The sequence below is a fragment of the Formosa sp. Hel1_33_131 genome (genome assembly GCF_001735745.1).
GTDB lineage: Bacteria > Bacteroidota > Bacteroidia > Flavobacteriales > Flavobacteriaceae > Hel1-33-131.
In genome coordinates this window covers 2,392,978-2,410,071 of record NZ_CP017260.1, presented here as the reverse complement: position 1 = coordinate 2,410,071, position 17,094 = coordinate 2,392,978, and the positions used below count along the sequence as shown (strand labels likewise).

Below are 17,094 nucleotides of genomic sequence, written 5' to 3'. Positions count from 1 at the left end.
AACTATAACGAAGGTTCTACAGTAGATACTTCTGCTGCTGCTTTTTTAGCTTCTAAAAGAGTGGCTTCTGATGTTTCTAAAACTTCAATTTTAGATTTAAATTTTTTGATGTCTTTTTCATATTTATCAATAATGGCTTTGGAGTTCACGTACTGGAACACATTGACTAATAGAGAAAACATGAATAAATAAAGGTATATTTTTCCTTTCATTTTAGAGAGATATTTGTAGTTGATCGTAAGCGAGATAAACGTTTGGCGGTAGGTTTTTTTGCACGGCTTCATGAAAGCCTAAATGATGACTCAGGTGCGTCAAAAAAGCTCTTTTTGGATTGACCAGTTTGATAAACGCCAAGGCTTCTTCGAGATTAAAATGAGAGACATGGGGCTCAATTCGCAAGGCATTAATCACCAAAACATCTAAGTCTTGAAGCTTTTCAACTTCTAAGTCTGAAATTGTTTTTGCATCGGTTATATAGGCAAATGCATCCATTCGAAAACCGAAAATGGGCAGTGAATTGTGAAGCACGTTGATGGGCTGTATTTTTTTTCTGCCCACAGAAAAAGGAACATCCGTAATTGGATGTGCATTTAAAGTCAGCACACCAGGGTATTTATTTTCAGTGACAAAAATATAATCAAAACGTTTGTAAAGCGATTTCAAAACCCGTTCGTGTGCATACACATCGAGGGCGCCTTGTCTGTAAAAAAAAGGCCGTAAATCGTCCAAACCTGCGGTATGATCGCTGTGTTCATGCGTGAACAGAACGGCATCTATTTGGGTGCAATCGGTACGTAAGAGCTGTTGTCTAAAGTCTGGACCACAATCAATTAAGACCGAAAAACCGTCCCACTGAACGAGTGCCGACACCCTAAGACGTTTATCCTTAGAGTCTTCACTCAAACATACGGGATGCGTGCTTCCAATAATTGGAATCCCTTGTGAAGTTCCCGTGCCTAAAAATGTAATTTTCAATGAATGATTAATTTCAACAAAAATAGACTATTTTTTTTGTAAGCTATTCTAAAGTGATACCTTTGTGAGGTAACCCCGTTAATTTTAAAGATGGAAATAACGCTTAAAGGAGATGCTATCATTGAAAGCATTCCTTCATTAAAAGACAAAGCTTTAAGAATAAATTTGAATGAAAATATCTACGGAACTTTTGCGGAAATTGGTGCCGGACAAGAAACGGTAAGGCATTTTTTCAGAGCTGGAGGTGCTTCAGGAACCATTGCAAAAGCCATGTCTGCTTACGACAAATCCTTTAGTGATGCTATTTATGGAACTGAAAAGGAGAATCGGTATGTAACCGAAGATCGCTTGAAAAAAATGCTGTCTCATGAAGTGATGTTGATTGAAGATCGTCTTTCTCGTGATGAATATCCTAATAAAATGTTTTTTAGTTATGCAAATACCGTCGCAACGATTGATTTTGCAAAACGTTTTAAAGGACATGGATGGGTTGGAATCCGCTATCAAATTGATGCCCAACAAGAAGAATACAACGAAATCACACTGCACGTCCGTTTTAAAGAAACCGATGCACGACTCCAACAAGAAACGCTTGGAAAACTAGGAACCAACCTGATATATGGTGCGTTTTATAAATACAATCAACCAAAAAAATTATTAAGATACCTATACGATCACATTGATAAAGACCAGTTAGAAATTGATACAATTAATTTTTCTGGACCTGACTTTAAAGAGGTCGATAACCGACTGATGAGTTTACAGCTCTTAAAAAATGGAATGACGGATGCCGTCATGTTTGCTCCTGATGGCAATAATGTACTGCCAGCACGGGTGTTGTATAAGAAAAACATCTTAGCCTTTAGAGGAAGTTTCAGACCTGTTACAAAGGTTAACATGGATATGTATGAGAAATCATATCAAATGTTTTTAAACGAGAATAAAGTCCAAAAAGAAAATACGCGCGTGGTTTTTGAAATCACCTTATCCAACCTCAGGGCTTCTGGGGGTGAAATTGACGAACAAGACTTTATGGACCGCGCGCGACTGTTGGGTTCTCTGGGACAAACGGTACTGATTTCTAACTTTCAAGAGTATTACAAACTTGTAGAATATTTCAATCTCTATACCAAAAACCGTATGGGCTTATCGATGGGGATCAATAACTTAATTGATATTTTTGATGAGAAATATTACCGCCATTTAAGTGGTGGTATTTTGGAGGCGTTTGGAAAACTCTTTAACAAGGATCTTAAAATCTATTTGTATCCCATGTTAAATGAAAACAACACCATGACCACCAGTGAAGATCTGAAAGTACATCCGCGTATGAAAGAACTTTATAAGTATTTCAAATTCAATGGAAAACTGGTGGATATTAAAAATTACGATCCTGAAATTCTGAATATTTTCTCCAGAAAAGTCTTGAAAATGATTTCGAATGCTGAACCGGGTTGGGAAGCAATGCTCCCAGAAGGGGTTTCTGATATCATCAAAGAACAAAAATTATTTGGGTACGAAACTTAGAAGTGCTCTCTGAATTCATAAAGGAGGAATCAGAAAAAAAGACGAATTTGTCATTCTAAATCTGCCTGCCGGTAGGTAGGTTTATTTCAGAATCTCAAATTGCTGGTTTCAATAATTTGTGAGAAGCTGAAACGAGTTCAGCTTGACAAGAAAAGGACTTTCAAGAAAGCAAGTTCTTATTTTAAAATCTGCCCTGTATGTTCTTTGGTTTTAACTTTGAGAATGATGTCTTCAATCACACCTGCTTCGTCAATCACAAAAGTAGTACGGTGAATGCCGTCGTATTCTTTGCCCATGAATTTTTTAGGACCCCAAACACCAAAGGCGTTGATGACTGTTTTATCTTCATCCGCTAACAAAGGATAGGGAAATCCATATTTCTCTTTGAAGTTGGACTGGCGTTTGGCGCTGTCTGCACTCACTCCGAGGACATCATAACCTTGGGCTGTAAAACGACTGTAATTGTCACTTAAATTACAAGCTTCAACAGTGCATCCAGGAGTGCTGGCTTTCGGGTAGAAAAACAACACGAGTTTTTTTCCTTTGTAATCTGCTAAAGAAATGGTGTTTCCCGCCTCGTCTAAGGATTTAAAATTTGGAGCGGCATCGCCTATTTGTAATGTTGTCATAATTAGTATCTTTGGTTATCACAACAAAGATAAACGAATGACAAAAACTGAGAAGGTAAATTTTGTTATAAAAACCTTAAAAGATTTTTATCCTGAGATTCCGATTCCCTTAGACCATAAAGATCCCTACACCCTTTTGATTGCAGTATTGCTATCGGCACAATGTACAGATGTGCGTGTGAATAAGATTACGCCCCTTCTATTTGCCAAAGCCGACAACCCCTATGACATGGTGAAACTAACGGTGGAAGAGATCAAAGCTATTATACGGCCTTGTGGATTGTCCCCCATGAAAAGTAAAGGGATTTATGGCTTGTCAAAAATTATCATAGAATCCCATAACGGAGAAGTCCCACAGAGTTTTAGTGCTTTGGAGGCCTTGCCTGCCGTGGGTCATAAAACGGCGAGTGTGGTGATGGCACAGGCGTTTGGTGTGCCTGCATTTCCTGTGGACACACACATCCACCGCCTCATGTACCGTTGGAACCTGACCAATGGTAAAAATGTAGTGCAAACGGAAAAAGATGCCAAACGCCTATTTCCTGAAGCATTGTGGAACGATTTGCACTTGCAAATCATTTGGTATGGCCGTGAGTACTCCCCTGCCCGTGGGTGGAATTTAGACGCGGATGTCATTACCAAAACCATTGGTCGGCAATCTGTGATTGATGCCTATTATAAATAACTCCAAAAATTCTCGTTGGTGGAACGAATATTAAAGTTTCTACTATTTAAAATACACTTTAGAAAGGGTGAAACACCCTCTATTTCATTTATTTTAAAAAGCAAGTAATTTACTGTTAGTTATTTAAGTTGAAATTTGCTGCGTTTTTTTGGAGGTTTAAAAAATATGTCATAGGTTTGAGTGATGAAGATCCCGAATCTAAATCTTAGTAAGTAATTTGACCGAAGTTTTAGATCTTATTTTGCTAGAATTATAGAACAGTTGGGGAACTAGAGTGGTTCAATACATGCCTGTTTGGGATGTATGGAGTTACTTCAAACTGATTAAAAAAAACAAACAGAAAAAATATGTATTTAGCAATCGGAGCAATCCAATTAATTTTAGTTTTAATAGTTCCAATTGGAATATTCCTGTTAGGATTTTCTATTGGGAAAAAATCAGGATATATAAAAAGAGTCAAAGAAACCGAAAACCAAAATAAGCAGATAGATTAAATACTCTGATGTCGCTAGTTTGCGCTCCCGCTAAGTTGTACTTAGTGGTGTCAAAGATTGGCAGGTCTGTTGGGGTCATGTAAAAGTTGTTTTCAGCTAGTTTATGACCACTAAGCGCACGCTGGTGCGCGAATCCATTCGCGTTCCAAATAAATTTTGTAAACCACACGATAGGATTCGTGCGGTAGCGGCGTAATATTTCATCTTGCAATTGTTTTAGTATTTGGTTTAATAAGTTTTTTCTTTTCAATGCTTGCTGTACTAATTTTATATTTATTTCCAATAGAACAACACTTAAAATTTATCAAAAATGAAAAACACAACTAGGATTATTTCTGTATTACTGCTATTATTTCAATGTATAATATTATTTACGACCTACAGTAGATTACCATCAAAAATCGCAATACACTTAAATTTAAAAGGCGAGGTTGACAACTTCGGACCAAAATGGATGCTATTCCTTATTATACTTTTATCACTTACTTTATTTAGTTTATTTAGTTATATTAGAAAAAGACCTGAAAAATTTAATTATCCGTATTTTAACATAGAAAAAAAGGATATTATATATATTAAATCACAAAATCTAATTGATTATTTAAATATCTCTACTATGTTAATTTTAACATACGTATTGCTATTATTTACAGTATTTTATGATAATGTTATTTCTAGTTTAGTAATCATACTCTATATTCTGATATTTGTACCTTTAGTAATTATTATTGCTTACATAATTGATCTATATAAAGTTAGCAAATCAAATTGACAAAAGTGAAGATAGTAACGGCTACCAACAATGTATAAAAAAAATAGGGCAAAAAGTGCTTAACCAAGCTGCCCACGCTGGTGCGCGAATCCATTCGCGTTCCAAATAAATTTTGTAAACCACACGATAGGAATCGTGCGGTAGCGGCGCAGATTAAAATCTGACATTTATATTCTTAAATTAATTAGCAATAACAAAGTAATTACTCGAAAATTTATAAAAAAATAAAATTATGAAACATCTAATTAACATAATTTTACTTCTCTCTTTTTTCTTACAAAGTTGTAATTCTCAAGACTTACAGAGTGAGCAAAATGCTTATTTGGGTAATTGGGAAGAAATTCATCCTGTTTTAGGCAGGACAGTATTGGTGTTTTCAAAAAATCAAATGATTAAAAAAACTGATTTTAATGAAGCAGAGTTATCTTACTCATTTATTATTATTAATGACACTATTGAGTTAAGTTCTAACGTTTCAGACGAGAATAGACCAATCAAAGTTTTTTTTAAAATAAAGGAAGGTGAAATGCTAATAGGTGATTTTCTTTCAAATGATACTTATAGAGAAATTTTAAGGTTAAAAAAGAAATAAAGTTGCCAACAATCTGTATAGTTAATGGCTAAGAAAGTACAAACCTCAAAGTTTGTGCTTTTTTGTATTTTTGTGCTTAACCGAAAAGTAGTGCTTTTATAGTCGCCACTAACCATACAGTAAACGTTGCCATTCATTGGCTGAACGTACTCAAACAGAAAATAAAAAGAAATGAAAAAAACATTAAAAATAATTTCTACAGTATCAATTGTATTATTTGGAATTTTATGGATTTCGAGCAAACTTGATTTCTTGACTGAATATAACTTAACAGATTTTAGAAATATTCTTGTACTGATTTATTTGTTTACAAGTTTAAAGTATTTTCAAATGGAGGTTAAAGATAAAAACACTGAAATCCAGGAATTGAAATTTAAACTGGAGAGAACAAGAAGGGAAATTTAAATCAAACTGAATACGGAATTTAGAAATCTGATGAGTTACTTGCTCTATCGGAATTAAAAAAATGCGGAATAAAAAGCTGACTGAATTTACTCGAACTCTGAAAAGCAGAAAACGGAATTTAGTCAGATAATTTGAGTCCTGAAAAAACAACGGAATGGCAACAACCCCGCTGCGTATTCTCTGACTTAGCGCAACATAAAAAATGGATGACGAACTAACTAGTATGATCAATGAATTTTGAACGGAAAAGCAATGAGAATTATTTACCCTCAAAGTCGGGAAATCGAAGATTCGACGAAGTTAATCTTTCGTGTGGGGATCAAACAAGCTAGCTAGCTAGCTCAGACATGCAATCACCGCTAGCGTCACGCTTTTAGCGTGGTGCCCAGTATGCAAAAGAAGACGTAAAAGAGAAATAAATGATTTACTGAATTATTTGAAATTGTTAACGGCATCACGCCAAAAGCGTGACACCAGCAGTAGCGTTGGACTTCATAAACCCTAAAAAAAATAGTTTCAAACTATAAGCCGATTTTTTTGTAAATTTGAATTTAAGAAATAACACATTATGAATATTCAAACTTCTAAAATAGAGCTAGTGAAAATGATTCTCAACATTGAGAATGACAAATTCATTAAAAAAATCACAGAATTTATTCAAAAAGAAAAAGTTGATTTTTGGAATGAATTAAGTGTATCCGAGCAAAAAGAAATTGAAAAAGGGATTCAAGAGTTAAACAGTGGAAAAAGAGTTGAATTCAACGACTTTTTGAAAAAGATTTCTTAATGAAAGTGTTTTTATCAACCCACTAACTCAGACTTACATTCCTTACAACATAAATCAATTTCCTAACTTAGCGGAACAAAAAAAATCCCAACAACTGTCAGGATTTATAAGATCGTATTCTAATTAATTACAGATTCAAATTTAAGCCCTTTATAAACAGAAACTTTCAAGGCTTTTGAATAATTCAAAAGGAAATTTATGGTTTCTGTCTTGGGTTTAAATGTGTTAGAATTAGAGAATTTTTCAGTGTAAATTTTTGCCATGAGCCTGTCATTGTTAGTTAGTTAATACTACAACGACAGAATATATACTTTATTTTATCAGGTAATTAATTTGTCAAAACAATATTGTGTTTTTCAATTAATTTACGAAGATTGATCAAGGCATAACGCATCCGTCCCAAAGCCGTATTGATACTCACACCCGTGTTTTCGGAGATTTCCTTGAAACTCATATCGTTATACATACGCATCACGAGAACCGTTTTTTGTTCTTCTGGCAACTCCTCTACCAAGGCTCTGATGTCTTCAACAATTTGAGATTTTACCAATTCACCTTCGGCATTTAGAGCCCCATCACTCAACACAGAGAAAATATCAAAATCGCCGCTGTTGTTAAACTTCGGCATGCGGTTGTTTTTTCTGAAATGATCGATCACGAGATTGTGTGCAATACGCATCACCCAAGGTAAAAACTTACCTTCTTCATTATAATTACCCCGTTTGAGGGTACGAATCACTTTTATAAAGGTATCCTGAAAAACATCCTCAGTCACATCGCGGTCGTAAACCTTCGAATAGATAAAACTGTACAACCGTTGTTGGTGGCGTTTGATGAGCACCGATAAGGACGGTTCATCACCTTGAATGTATTGACTTACGAGAGTGGCATCGCTAATAGATTTAGATTTCATAACATTACTTTTAATAGCACACCGTAGGTGTACTGGGTTTAATAAAAATTGAAAAGTAATGTTATTCTATAAGCGTTTATTAAGAGTTATTTTATCAAATATAAGAACAATCTATTTAATTACACAAATTTATTTTAGTTTTTAATCGTAAGTAGAGCAAAGACGGCTTTAATATTTTTTATATTAATGGTATCTTTGCAACCAAAATTTAACTCAATAAATGCCACTAGACCTTTCAAAACTAAGTCCAAAAGAGCACATTCTAATTAAGGGTGCAAAATTGCACAACCTAAAGAATATAGACGTTGCGATTCCACGACACAAATTGGTAGTCATCACAGGACTTTCTGGATCGGGGAAATCAAGCTTGGCATTTGACACCCTCTATGCCGAAGGCCAACGACGTTATGTGGAGAGTTTATCGAGTTATGCACGGCAGTTTTTGGGGCGGCTCAACAAACCAAATGTCGATTATATCAAAGGCATTGCGCCGGCGATTGCGATTGAACAGAAAGTAAATTCTACCAATCCGCGTTCCACCGTTGGAACTACCACCGAAATTTATGATTATTTAAAATTAGTATTCGCGCGTATCGGGAAAACCTATTCCCCTACTTCTAACAATGTAGTGAAAAAAGATACAACCAGCGATGTCATTAATTATATCAAAACGCTTGAAATAGGCGATAAACTGCTCCTCCTTGCTCCCATCCATCTGGAAGAAGGGCGAACACTAGAAAATAAACTACAGGCTCTGCAACACCAGGGATTTGCAAGAATCAAAGTGAGTGATACCGTAGAGCGTATTGAGCAGATTGAAGATTTTAAAAAACTACCAAAAACAATCAGTTTGGTTGTCGATCGGATTATTGTGAAAGGCGAAGAAGATTTTTACAACCGTTTGGGAGATGCGATTGAAATGGCATTTTTTGAAGGAAAAGGACGTTGTCAAATTGAAAAAATAGAGACTTCGGAGTCCCGTGAATTTAGCAATTCATTTGAACTCGATGGTCAAAAATTCTTAGAACCCAACACGCATTTATTCAGCTTTAACAACCCTTATGGCGCCTGCCCAAAATGTGAAGGCTATGGAGATGTCATTGGTATTGATGAAAGCCTTGTGATTCCAAATACCTCTCTTTCGGTTTATGAAAATGCGGTGTTTCCATGGCGTGGGGAAAGCATGAAATATTACAGGGATCAACTGGTTAATAACAGCCATAAATTTGACTTCCCAATTCACAAGCCTTACTTTGAATTAGAAGCCAAACACCAAAAATTGTTATGGAAAGGGAACTCTCATTTTACAGGTTTAAACGACTTTTTTGCCGAATTAGAATCCAAAGCTTATAAAGTTCAAAACCGAGTGATGTTATCTCGCTACCGCGGAAAAACAAAATGTGGAAGTTGCCACGGAAAACGCTTACGACCAGAAGCCAATTTTGTAAAAGTTGGAGGTGCCTCCATTACCGATTTGGTGGAATTATCACTCAAGGATATCATTGCATTTTTTAAGACCATCAAGCTAGACGCAAAAGAACGAGAAATTGCAAAACGATTGCTCAAAGAGATTAATAACCGCTTGGAATTTTTATCCAATGTGGGGCTGGATTACCTGACTTTAAACCGAAAATCAAACACCTTATCGGGGGGCGAAAGCCAACGGATCAATCTGGCTACCTCCCTTGGGAGCAGTCTTGTGGGATCTATGTATATTTTGGACGAACCGAGTATTGGACTCCATTCTAAAGATACCGAACGCCTGATCAATGTACTGAATGCCTTGCGGGATTTAGGAAACACAGTGATTGTGGTGGAACATGACGAAGCCATCATGGCAGCCGCAGATTACGTCATTGATATTGGACCCGAAGCAGGTACTTTTGGTGGCGAAGTGATGGCGAGTGGAACTTACAAATCGCTTTTAAAAAGTAATACTTTAACAGCTCAGTACCTCAATGGGACTCTGGAAATTGAAGTTCCTAAAAAACGACGGACGTCAAAATACAGTGTAACCATCAAAGGCGCTCGAGAACATAATTTAAAAAATATTGATGTGACCCTTCCACTAAACATGCTCACGGTTGTGACGGGTGTTTCTGGAAGTGGAAAAAGTACGCTTGTCAAACAAATTGTGTATCCTGCACTGCTAAAATCCATTGGAGGCTATGGCGAAAAGGCGGGCGAATTCACGAGTATTGAAGGGAACTTTAGCACCGTTAAGTTTATCGAGTTTGTCGATCAAAACCCCATAGGGCGTTCTTCACGTTCCAACCCTGTGACGTATATCAAAGCCTATGATGATATTCGGGCGCTATTCGCGAAGCAAAAATTAAGTGTTTTAAGAAATTACCAACCCAAACATTTTTCATTCAATGTCGATGGAGGCCGTTGCGATACCTGTAAAGGCGAAGGTGCTGTCACCATTGAAATGCAGTTTATGGCTGACGTCCAATTGCTTTGTGACGACTGTGATGGAAAACGCTTTAAGAAACAAGTGTTGGAAATTAAGTTCCATGACAAAACAATTGATGATATTTTAAACATGACGATTGATGATGCCGTTGCCTTTTTTGAAATGCATAACGTGACTAAAATAAAAACAAAACTACAGCCACTTCAAGATGTGGGGCTGGGGTATGTGACCCTTGGACAAAGTTCTTCGACCCTCTCTGGTGGTGAAGCACAACGTATCAAACTTGCCTCCTTTTTAGGAAAAGGTTCCAAAGCAGACACGGGTTTGTTTATTTTTGATGAGCCTACGACGGGACTTCATTTTCATGACATTAAAAAACTACTCAAATCCTTCAATGCCTTGATTGACAAAGGGCACTCGGTATTGGTCGTTGAGCACAATTTAGAACTGATTAAATGTGCCGATCATGTGATCGATTTAGGTCCTGAAGGCGGTGCCAATGGCGGCTATGTATTGGCTGAAGGCACGCCAGAATTTATAACCAAATCAAAGAAATCTTCAACAGCTGATTTTCTAAAAAGTAAATTAAATTGAGTTTGTTTTAAATTTATTTATTTGACCGTCAGTCAACTAAACTAGAGCTGTGATTCTTGGCATGCTGTTTGGTAATACAGAGTTGTGTTTAACTTTTAAAACTTTGTATTATGAGAAAATTATTTTTAGCCCTCGTCACTTTAACCTTATTCGGAACCGTTTCTGCAAGCACAGTTTCTAAGCAATCGAGAACTAGTAATTCTTTTGTATTTAATGAACAAGGGATTGAATTTGCTATTTTTAACGATGGACAATTTGATTTTAATGTGCTCAGACAGCGTCAAAATTCTATTCAATTTTCAAATCATAATGGAATAAACATCAGTTTCAATACAGGCTACGATTACAGTGCTTATGTTCAATATGATAGTTATGGGGCCGTCATTCAAATTGAAAATACCCCTATATATTATGATTATTATGGACGTATCAGCCAAGCCGGAAATGTGCATGTTAATTATGACTACAGAGGTCGGGTGTCTTGGATTGGCAACATGCGTATAAACTACGATCGCTACAACAATTCACACTGTAATGGCTATGTGAACCGTCAACACCGATACTACACCCCTAGCGCGTGGTATTCGTATTACAGCGTACCAAATGTTCAGTATTGTGTGATTTTCAAGACACCTTATAGAAGACATTATACGCCTGTCAGATATCAGTACCAAAGACCGTACAGAAACAATCGTCGTCCGAATGTATATAGAAATCAACGGGGTCACAATAGAGTCGCAAACAACCGATCGAATCAAAGTGATCGCTATAGAACCAACCGACGTACCAGACGAACGACGAACAACACAACGCACTCTGAGAACCGTCAAACAACACGAGGAACAACGCGTCCATCAACAAATCGATCCAATAACAGCGTTGTAACTTCCAATCAGAGGGTACGAACGAATACATCGAATCAAGTGAACCGTAGCAAACCGGTCACAAGAAATTCAAGAACAGTTGCCCAAAGAACGCCGAGAGTAAACTCAAAAAGAACGCCCGTAAGACGAAGAAAATAATTAGTTAGTTAGTTGAAAACTCCGTAGATGAATATCCCACATCACTACGGAGTTTTTATGTTTAATCCAGAAGTTTTTGAGCCAATTGTTGGGTCAATGATTTACGGCTGTAGGCTTCCAATCCTTTTGAATCCACGTTTAATTGCTGTGTTTGATAGGCATCAAAATGCTCTAACAAAAGTGTGCGGAGTGCCGCGGCTTCGTCATATCTAAAATAAGTACCCGATCCGGTTTGGTTTAAGATTTTTTCTATATCAGAAACCTCAGGTCCAATGGCTATTATGGGGCGTTTAGACGCCATATATTCAAATAATTTTCCTGGAATTATGTATTCCGTTTCCTTTGAATTTTCTTCAATAAGTAGCAATAATTGAGTCTTTTTCTGATACTCTAAAACTTCGTTGTGGGGAATATATCCAATATTACTAATATAGTTTTCCAATCCATAAATCCGAATGGCATCCATCACTTCTGTACTGACCGATCCAATAAGATTGAGTTGAAACGCCGAAGCAAATTCATCGGATTCATTTATCAAATCCGATAAAACGGTCCATAACATATAGGGATTGCGTCCCGCTAGTAAAGATCCAATATGTGATAGTGTAAACTTTGAATCTAATGTGCTATCGTTGGTGATTTCAAAATCAAAACCATTGGTAAGAACCGTTATTGGTGTGGTGGTTAATTCTGAAAATATTGTTTTAGTTTTGAAGCTAGTTACCACTATTTCATCTGCGGTTTGAAGCACCACAGTTTCTAATTTTTTATGTTTTTTTTGAGCAAACGAGCTTAGCATTAATTTTTTATGATACCCTATTTGCGTCCAAGGATCTCTAAAATCTGCCACCCATTTGATCGCATGATTTTGTTTTAATTGCAACCCAATCAAATGTAAACTGTGAGGTGGACCCGTGGTGACAATCGTATCAATTTGATGAGTCGTAATATAGTCCGATAAAAACAAAACAGAAGGACGAATCCAAGAGACTCGCGCATCGGGAATGAAAAAATTCCCTCTTACAAAAAGGAGTAGTTTTTCGAGGATTGATTGTTTTTTTTGATTTGAAATAAGCCCTTTAGATAGGTTTGCTGTTTTGGACTTAGAAAATAATTGTGCCCATTTATAGGGTTCGCGAATGGGTGTTTTTAAAACCGTTAAATCGGAACTTACATCTGCTACTAACGAAGCATCTGTAATGGGGTAATTGGGATTGTCTGGACAATAAACAATGGGTTCTATACCAAAATCAGGCAGATACTTCACGAACTTCAACCAACGTTGAACGCCCGGTCCACCAGCAGGTGGCCAATAGTATGTAATGAGGAGTACCTTTTTCACGATGGTTTTCTATAAATTAGAAGTCCTTGACCTAGAATTAGCAGCACCAACAAAATGGTACTCCCCAAGGAGATATTTGAACCTGTAGCTACAACGGCTGGATTAAACGAAAATACCACTGTATGTTCTCCCTTTGGGATTTCCAAGCCACGAAGTACGTAGTCCACATTGTAATGTTCTACTTCGACACCATCTATAGTAACGTTCCACCCATTTTTATAATAGGCCTCTGAAAATACTGCAAATCCATCTTCAAGGTTTTGGGTTGCATACACCAAATGATTGAGTTTGTAATTCACCAATTGAATCGAAGCGGTAGAATCTTTTGCAAAACGTTGCGACTTCAATTCTGAAGTATTGGCGGTCGCAGTTGTTTTTGTGTTTATTTTATCGAAGGATAAAATTTCTTCATCTGCGGTTTCAAAGGTTTCAATTGCATCTACAAACCAAGCATTTCCATTTGCTTTTTCATTTTCAAAATACAGCACTTCTCCTTCTTTGTTTTGATAAATGATATACTTTGTATTGAGCATATTAAGAACTTCAAAGTTATTTTTATCAATATGAAATTCTTGCAAGGCTTTAAAACGTTTCAATTTAGCGGCATGATACCCTCCTATTGAGTTATGAAAATAAGAAGCTTTCGTAGAATTGTCGGACATATCAAAGACTCTAAAATTTGTGGTGTCTTTTAATATTTCTTTATCAATTTTACTTGCTTGATACGGGCGATCTACTTTAATTGCAGAAACAAAATTATCATTATTCACATAGCGAAGGTCCACCCCTACAAGGTCAAAAATAAGAATAACACCCAAAATAACGATCGTGGTGTTTTGAGCGATTTTTTGTTTGAGATAGGCAAAAATCAAACCTCCAACAGCTAAGACCAATAACAAAGTTCGCAATGCATCCTCTGTAAAAATAGTGCTACGATCCATTCGCAACGCTTCTACAAAAGAAGCTCCATAATACTCCTTAAATTGTCCATCACTCATCCCAACAAAATCAAACAAGCTATTCTTAAAAATCAAAAACAAGACTGTCAATCCGGCTACAATGCCCAACGATTTTTTTAAGGCATACAGCTTCGTTTCTGAGCTGACGTCTTTTTGAAATAATTGTGACAATCCTAAGACCGCTAACAATGGAATACACAATTCTAAAATCACTTGAATGGAACTTACTGCTCTAAATTTGTTGTAAAGTGGAACATAATCAATAAATAAGTCGGTGAGAAACGATAGATTTTTTCCGTAAGACAAAAACAAAGACATCAATACCCCTGCAATCAGCCACCATTTGAAACGACCTTGGTATAGAAACAACGCCAATACAAAAAGAAAAATCACAACGGCTCCAATATAGGCAGGCGCCTCCACAATAGGTTGATTGCCCCAATACATGGGGGCTTGTTTCGATTCCTGAAGTGCTTGTAAGGGAGTTGCTCCCAATGCACGGTAGGCTTTATAGGTTTCCGAATCTTTGCCAAGGTTCTCTCTATTTCCACCACCCATAAATCGAGGGATGAACAGGTTAAACGTTTCTAAAATTCCGTAACTGAATTGCGTAATATAGGCTCTCTCCAAACCTGTTGTTTGTTCTTTGGCACTGCCATCCGAATTGATGGTCAATTCACTTTGTCCGCGGGTGCTTTCTTTGGCATATTCACTAGTGGCCATCAAATTAGTGGCATTCATTCCAAAGGCTAAAACAGCAGCGACTAAAAGAATGGCGGACGCTTTAAAAAATGATGGAAGTTCTTTTATTTTGATGGCTTGAATCAAATACGAGAATCCTAAAATTATAATTAAAAACCCTAAGTAGTACGTCATTTGAGGGTGGTTGGTCGCAAGCTCTAAACCGGACGCTACGGCGGTCAATATAAACCCTAAATAATAGCGCTTTTGAAAGGTTAAAATAATTCCTGACAATACCAATGGCATATAGGCAATGGCATGGGCCTTGGAGTTATGTCCTACCCCTAAAATAATAATTAAATAGGTGGAAAACCCAAAGGCGAACGCTCCTAAAGCAGCAACTTTGTAGTCAACTTTTAAAACCAATAACAGGATGTAAAATCCTAATAGATATAAAAATAGATAATCCGCTGGACGGGGTAAAAAACGAAGTGCTAAATCCAGTTGTTTAATGTAATTATGAGGGTATTTAGCACCGAGTTGATAGGTTGGCATGCCACCAAAAGCACTGTTGGTCCAATAGGATTCGGCATCGTAAGCTTTTCGAAAATCGATTTGCTGTTTGGCCATCCCAGTATATTGGACAATATCACTTTGATAGATTTTTTTTCCTTTTAGAACGGGATTGAAATATAAAACAGCCACAAGAACAAACCCTAAAATCACTAAAAAATGGGTGCCAAATTGTTTTAAGCTAGGGTTCATAGTCTCAGTTATTTATTCAACTTCTTCATAATCGACATATTCCCCAACATTATTATTTGATGATTTAGAATTGGGCATTTTATCAATACTAATCTCCCCTTCTTTTTGGGTAGGGGGTTTTGGAGCGGATTGATTTCTAAAATGGGCTTCTGCTTTTTTGGCAATAGACTTCATTATAAAGGGCGCAAATAAGCGCATCAAATACTTGAAAATGGTATAGACCAAAACAAAAATTAGGAGCGTTTTTAGCAATCCAATAAAAGACGCAGTTTGTAACATCGGTAGATTATTTTTTCAAAAATACAATTCTTATTTTTATTTCATGTGTCTATATCTATTGTTTTTTTAAGGACACATGCTGCCTGCCTGCCACAGGCAGGTTCGCTATTAATCATTCCTTAGTTGATAATAATTTTAGCCTACTCGTTTCATAAATTATTATATAAATGATTGCACCCACAAGAAAAAAGAGGCCCTTCCATTAAGAAATTATGTCTTATCAATTAAAAATATAAAAAAAATATGTAGGTTTGGTAAAAGTCTTTTTAAATGAAAATTCTATCCAACCTCATTACTTTTACAATACTTCTGTGTATGTGTAGCACTGTGCACGCACAATATACCGATGTTATAAACTCAAACCGACCGGGCGCTTCCCAGAGTGCATTTTCTGTAGGCACCAAAGTTTTGCAGTTTGAAGTTGGTCCATATATGATTAAGGAAAAACGAGGTCTCTATCCAAAGTATGAAGTCTCTGGATATGGGGTTGATTTTGCAGCCCATTATGGTTTTTGGAAAGAAGCTCTAGAATTTAATATTCAAGGAACTTTTCAGAAGGACACCCAAACTTATACATCGCTTGAGGATGTAGAAATTGAACGTGCAAATTTTAAAAACCTCAACATTGGAGCCAAATATCTGGTGTATGACCCCCATAAAAACAAAGAAGACAAACCAAATTTATACAGTTACCACGCCAATAATGGATTCAAATGGAGCAGTTTACTACCTGCCGTTTCTGTGGCCGCAGGTGTAAATTATGATATCAAAGACAGTCCATACACAGCACCGACAGTAGAAGGGCTCAGCTATCGAGGGGTTGTCATTACGCAGAATAATTTTTCTGGAGGATGGGTATTTATCACAAATTTTATGCTAGATCGCATTGGAAGTGAGCAAACGGATTTTCAATACATTTTGACGCTTACACATTCCTTCGATCCAAAATGGGTAATTTTTGGAGAAACACAAGGTATAAAAAGTGAATTTTATGCAGATAATTTGTTTCGATTTGGAGGTGGTTATTTGTTGAATAAGAATTTACAACTAGACACGGCCCTCACATTCAATACTAAAAACACACCTGCTGTCATGAGTCTGAATTTTGGAGCCTCCTATCGATTGGATCGCCACAAGGATAAAAACAAACCTGATAATGGCACGTCTGCAGAAGAACAAGGCGAACGAAAATCCCGTTCCCAAAATGCTGATAAAAGAAAAAAGAAGAAAAAGAATACTAATTTTGATGAGGACTAA

At 36.6% G+C, this 17,094-nt stretch carries 17 protein-coding genes and 1 pseudogene; 10 read left to right on the top strand and 8 right to left on the bottom strand.

Going from position 1 to position 17,094, the window contains the following annotated elements:
• Positions 1-2: 2 nt before the first annotated feature.
• Positions 3-212 (bottom strand): hypothetical protein, encoded by a 210-nt coding sequence (locus FORMB_RS13185; RefSeq protein ID WP_069677526.1) that lies wholly within the window; start codon positions 210-212, stop codon positions 3-5.
• Between the two features lies 1 nt (position 213).
• Positions 214-975, bottom strand: a complete 762-nt coding sequence (locus FORMB_RS11120) for an MBL fold metallo-hydrolase (RefSeq protein WP_069677525.1) — start codon at positions 973-975, stop codon at positions 214-216.
• Positions 976-1,065: 90 nt separating this feature from the next.
• Here FORMB_RS11120 and FORMB_RS11115 point away from each other — a divergent pair, with 90 nt between their 5' ends.
• Positions 1,066-2,502, top strand: a complete 1,437-nt coding sequence (locus FORMB_RS11115; protein ID WP_069677524.1) for a nicotinate-nucleotide adenylyltransferase — start codon at positions 1,066-1,068, stop codon at positions 2,500-2,502.
• A 176-nt stretch (positions 2,503-2,678) separates the two neighbouring features.
• Here the strand turns inward: FORMB_RS11115 and bcp are convergent, their stop codons facing one another.
• A complete protein-coding gene (bcp, locus tag FORMB_RS11110) occupies positions 2,679-3,131 on the bottom strand; it encodes a thioredoxin-dependent thiol peroxidase (RefSeq protein WP_069677523.1) in 453 nt (150 codons plus the stop codon).
• Between the two features lie 37 nt (positions 3,132-3,168).
• Between bcp and FORMB_RS11105 the strand changes: the two genes are divergently transcribed.
• Entirely contained in the window at positions 3,169-3,816 is a 648-nt protein-coding gene (locus FORMB_RS11105) for an endonuclease III domain-containing protein (RefSeq protein ID WP_069677522.1), read from the top strand.
• 456 nt (positions 3,817-4,272) lie between these two features.
• Here the strand turns inward: FORMB_RS11105 and FORMB_RS11100 are convergent, their stop codons facing one another.
• Positions 4,273-4,560, bottom strand: a complete 288-nt coding sequence (locus tag FORMB_RS11100; protein ID WP_157498164.1) for a hypothetical protein — start codon at positions 4,558-4,560, stop codon at positions 4,273-4,275.
• Positions 4,561-4,620: 60 nt separating this feature from the next.
• On the opposite strand from FORMB_RS11100, the gene FORMB_RS13370 reads away from it, so the two are divergent.
• The 5 genes and pseudogenes from FORMB_RS13370 (at position 4,621) to FORMB_RS11080 (ending at position 6,866) form a co-directional block, all read left to right on the top strand.
• Positions 4,621-5,082, top strand: a complete 462-nt coding sequence (locus FORMB_RS13370; RefSeq protein WP_069677520.1) for a DUF1648 domain-containing protein — start codon at positions 4,621-4,623, stop codon at positions 5,080-5,082.
• 162 nt (positions 5,083-5,244) lie between these two features.
• A pseudogene (locus FORMB_RS13365) lies at positions 5,245-5,310 on the top strand (hypothetical protein); the annotation flags it as partial.
• A 4-nt stretch (positions 5,311-5,314) separates the two neighbouring features.
• Positions 5,315-5,674, top strand: coding sequence for a hypothetical protein (locus FORMB_RS11090; protein ID WP_069677519.1), 360 nt, complete (start codon positions 5,315-5,317; stop codon positions 5,672-5,674).
• 171 nt (positions 5,675-5,845) lie between these two features.
• Positions 5,846-6,079 carry a hypothetical protein gene (locus FORMB_RS11085; RefSeq protein ID WP_069677518.1) on the top strand — a complete coding sequence of 78 codons (234 nt, stop codon included), beginning with the start codon at positions 5,846-5,848 and terminating at the stop codon, positions 6,077-6,079.
• A gap of 568 nt (positions 6,080-6,647) precedes the next feature.
• Positions 6,648-6,866: a hypothetical protein gene (locus FORMB_RS11080; RefSeq protein ID WP_069677517.1), complete on the top strand. Its 219-nt coding sequence runs from the start codon at positions 6,648-6,650 to the stop codon at positions 6,864-6,866.
• A gap of 328 nt (positions 6,867-7,194) precedes the next feature.
• On the opposite strand, the gene FORMB_RS11075 is transcribed toward FORMB_RS11080, so the two are convergent.
• The gene (locus FORMB_RS11075; protein WP_069677516.1) at positions 7,195-7,779 is read right to left on the bottom strand and encodes an RNA polymerase sigma factor; all 585 of its coding nucleotides are present in this window, start codon (positions 7,777-7,779) and stop codon (positions 7,195-7,197) included.
• A gap of 220 nt (positions 7,780-7,999) precedes the next feature.
• Here FORMB_RS11075 and uvrA point away from each other — a divergent pair, with 220 nt between their 5' ends.
• Positions 8,000-10,789, top strand: a complete 2,790-nt coding sequence (uvrA, locus tag FORMB_RS11070) for an excinuclease ABC subunit UvrA (protein ID WP_069677515.1) — start codon at positions 8,000-8,002, stop codon at positions 10,787-10,789.
• A 110-nt stretch (positions 10,790-10,899) separates the two neighbouring features.
• The gene (locus FORMB_RS11065) at positions 10,900-11,811 is read left to right on the top strand and encodes a hypothetical protein (RefSeq protein WP_069677514.1); all 912 of its coding nucleotides are present in this window, start codon (positions 10,900-10,902) and stop codon (positions 11,809-11,811) included.
• 61 nt (positions 11,812-11,872) lie between these two features.
• On the opposite strand, the gene FORMB_RS11060 is transcribed toward FORMB_RS11065, so the two are convergent.
• From FORMB_RS11060 to FORMB_RS11050, 3 genes are read right to left on the bottom strand one after another with little or no spacing between them, the layout of a single operon-like run.
• Positions 11,873-13,153 (bottom strand): glycosyltransferase family 4 protein, encoded by a 1,281-nt coding sequence (locus FORMB_RS11060; protein ID WP_069677513.1) that lies wholly within the window; start codon positions 13,151-13,153, stop codon positions 11,873-11,875.
• The gene (locus FORMB_RS11055; RefSeq protein WP_069677512.1) at positions 13,150-15,558 is read right to left on the bottom strand and encodes a YfhO family protein; all 2,409 of its coding nucleotides are present in this window, start codon (positions 15,556-15,558) and stop codon (positions 13,150-13,152) included. Before FORMB_RS11055 ends, FORMB_RS11060 begins: the two co-directional genes overlap by 4 nt.
• Before the next feature lie 12 nt (positions 15,559-15,570).
• A complete protein-coding gene (locus FORMB_RS11050; RefSeq protein ID WP_069677511.1) occupies positions 15,571-15,837 on the bottom strand; it encodes a DUF4834 family protein in 267 nt (88 codons plus the stop codon).
• A 270-nt stretch (positions 15,838-16,107) separates the two neighbouring features.
• On the opposite strand from FORMB_RS11050, the gene FORMB_RS11045 reads away from it, so the two are divergent.
• Positions 16,108-17,094 (top strand): transporter, encoded by a 987-nt coding sequence (locus FORMB_RS11045; protein WP_069677510.1) that lies wholly within the window; start codon positions 16,108-16,110, stop codon positions 17,092-17,094.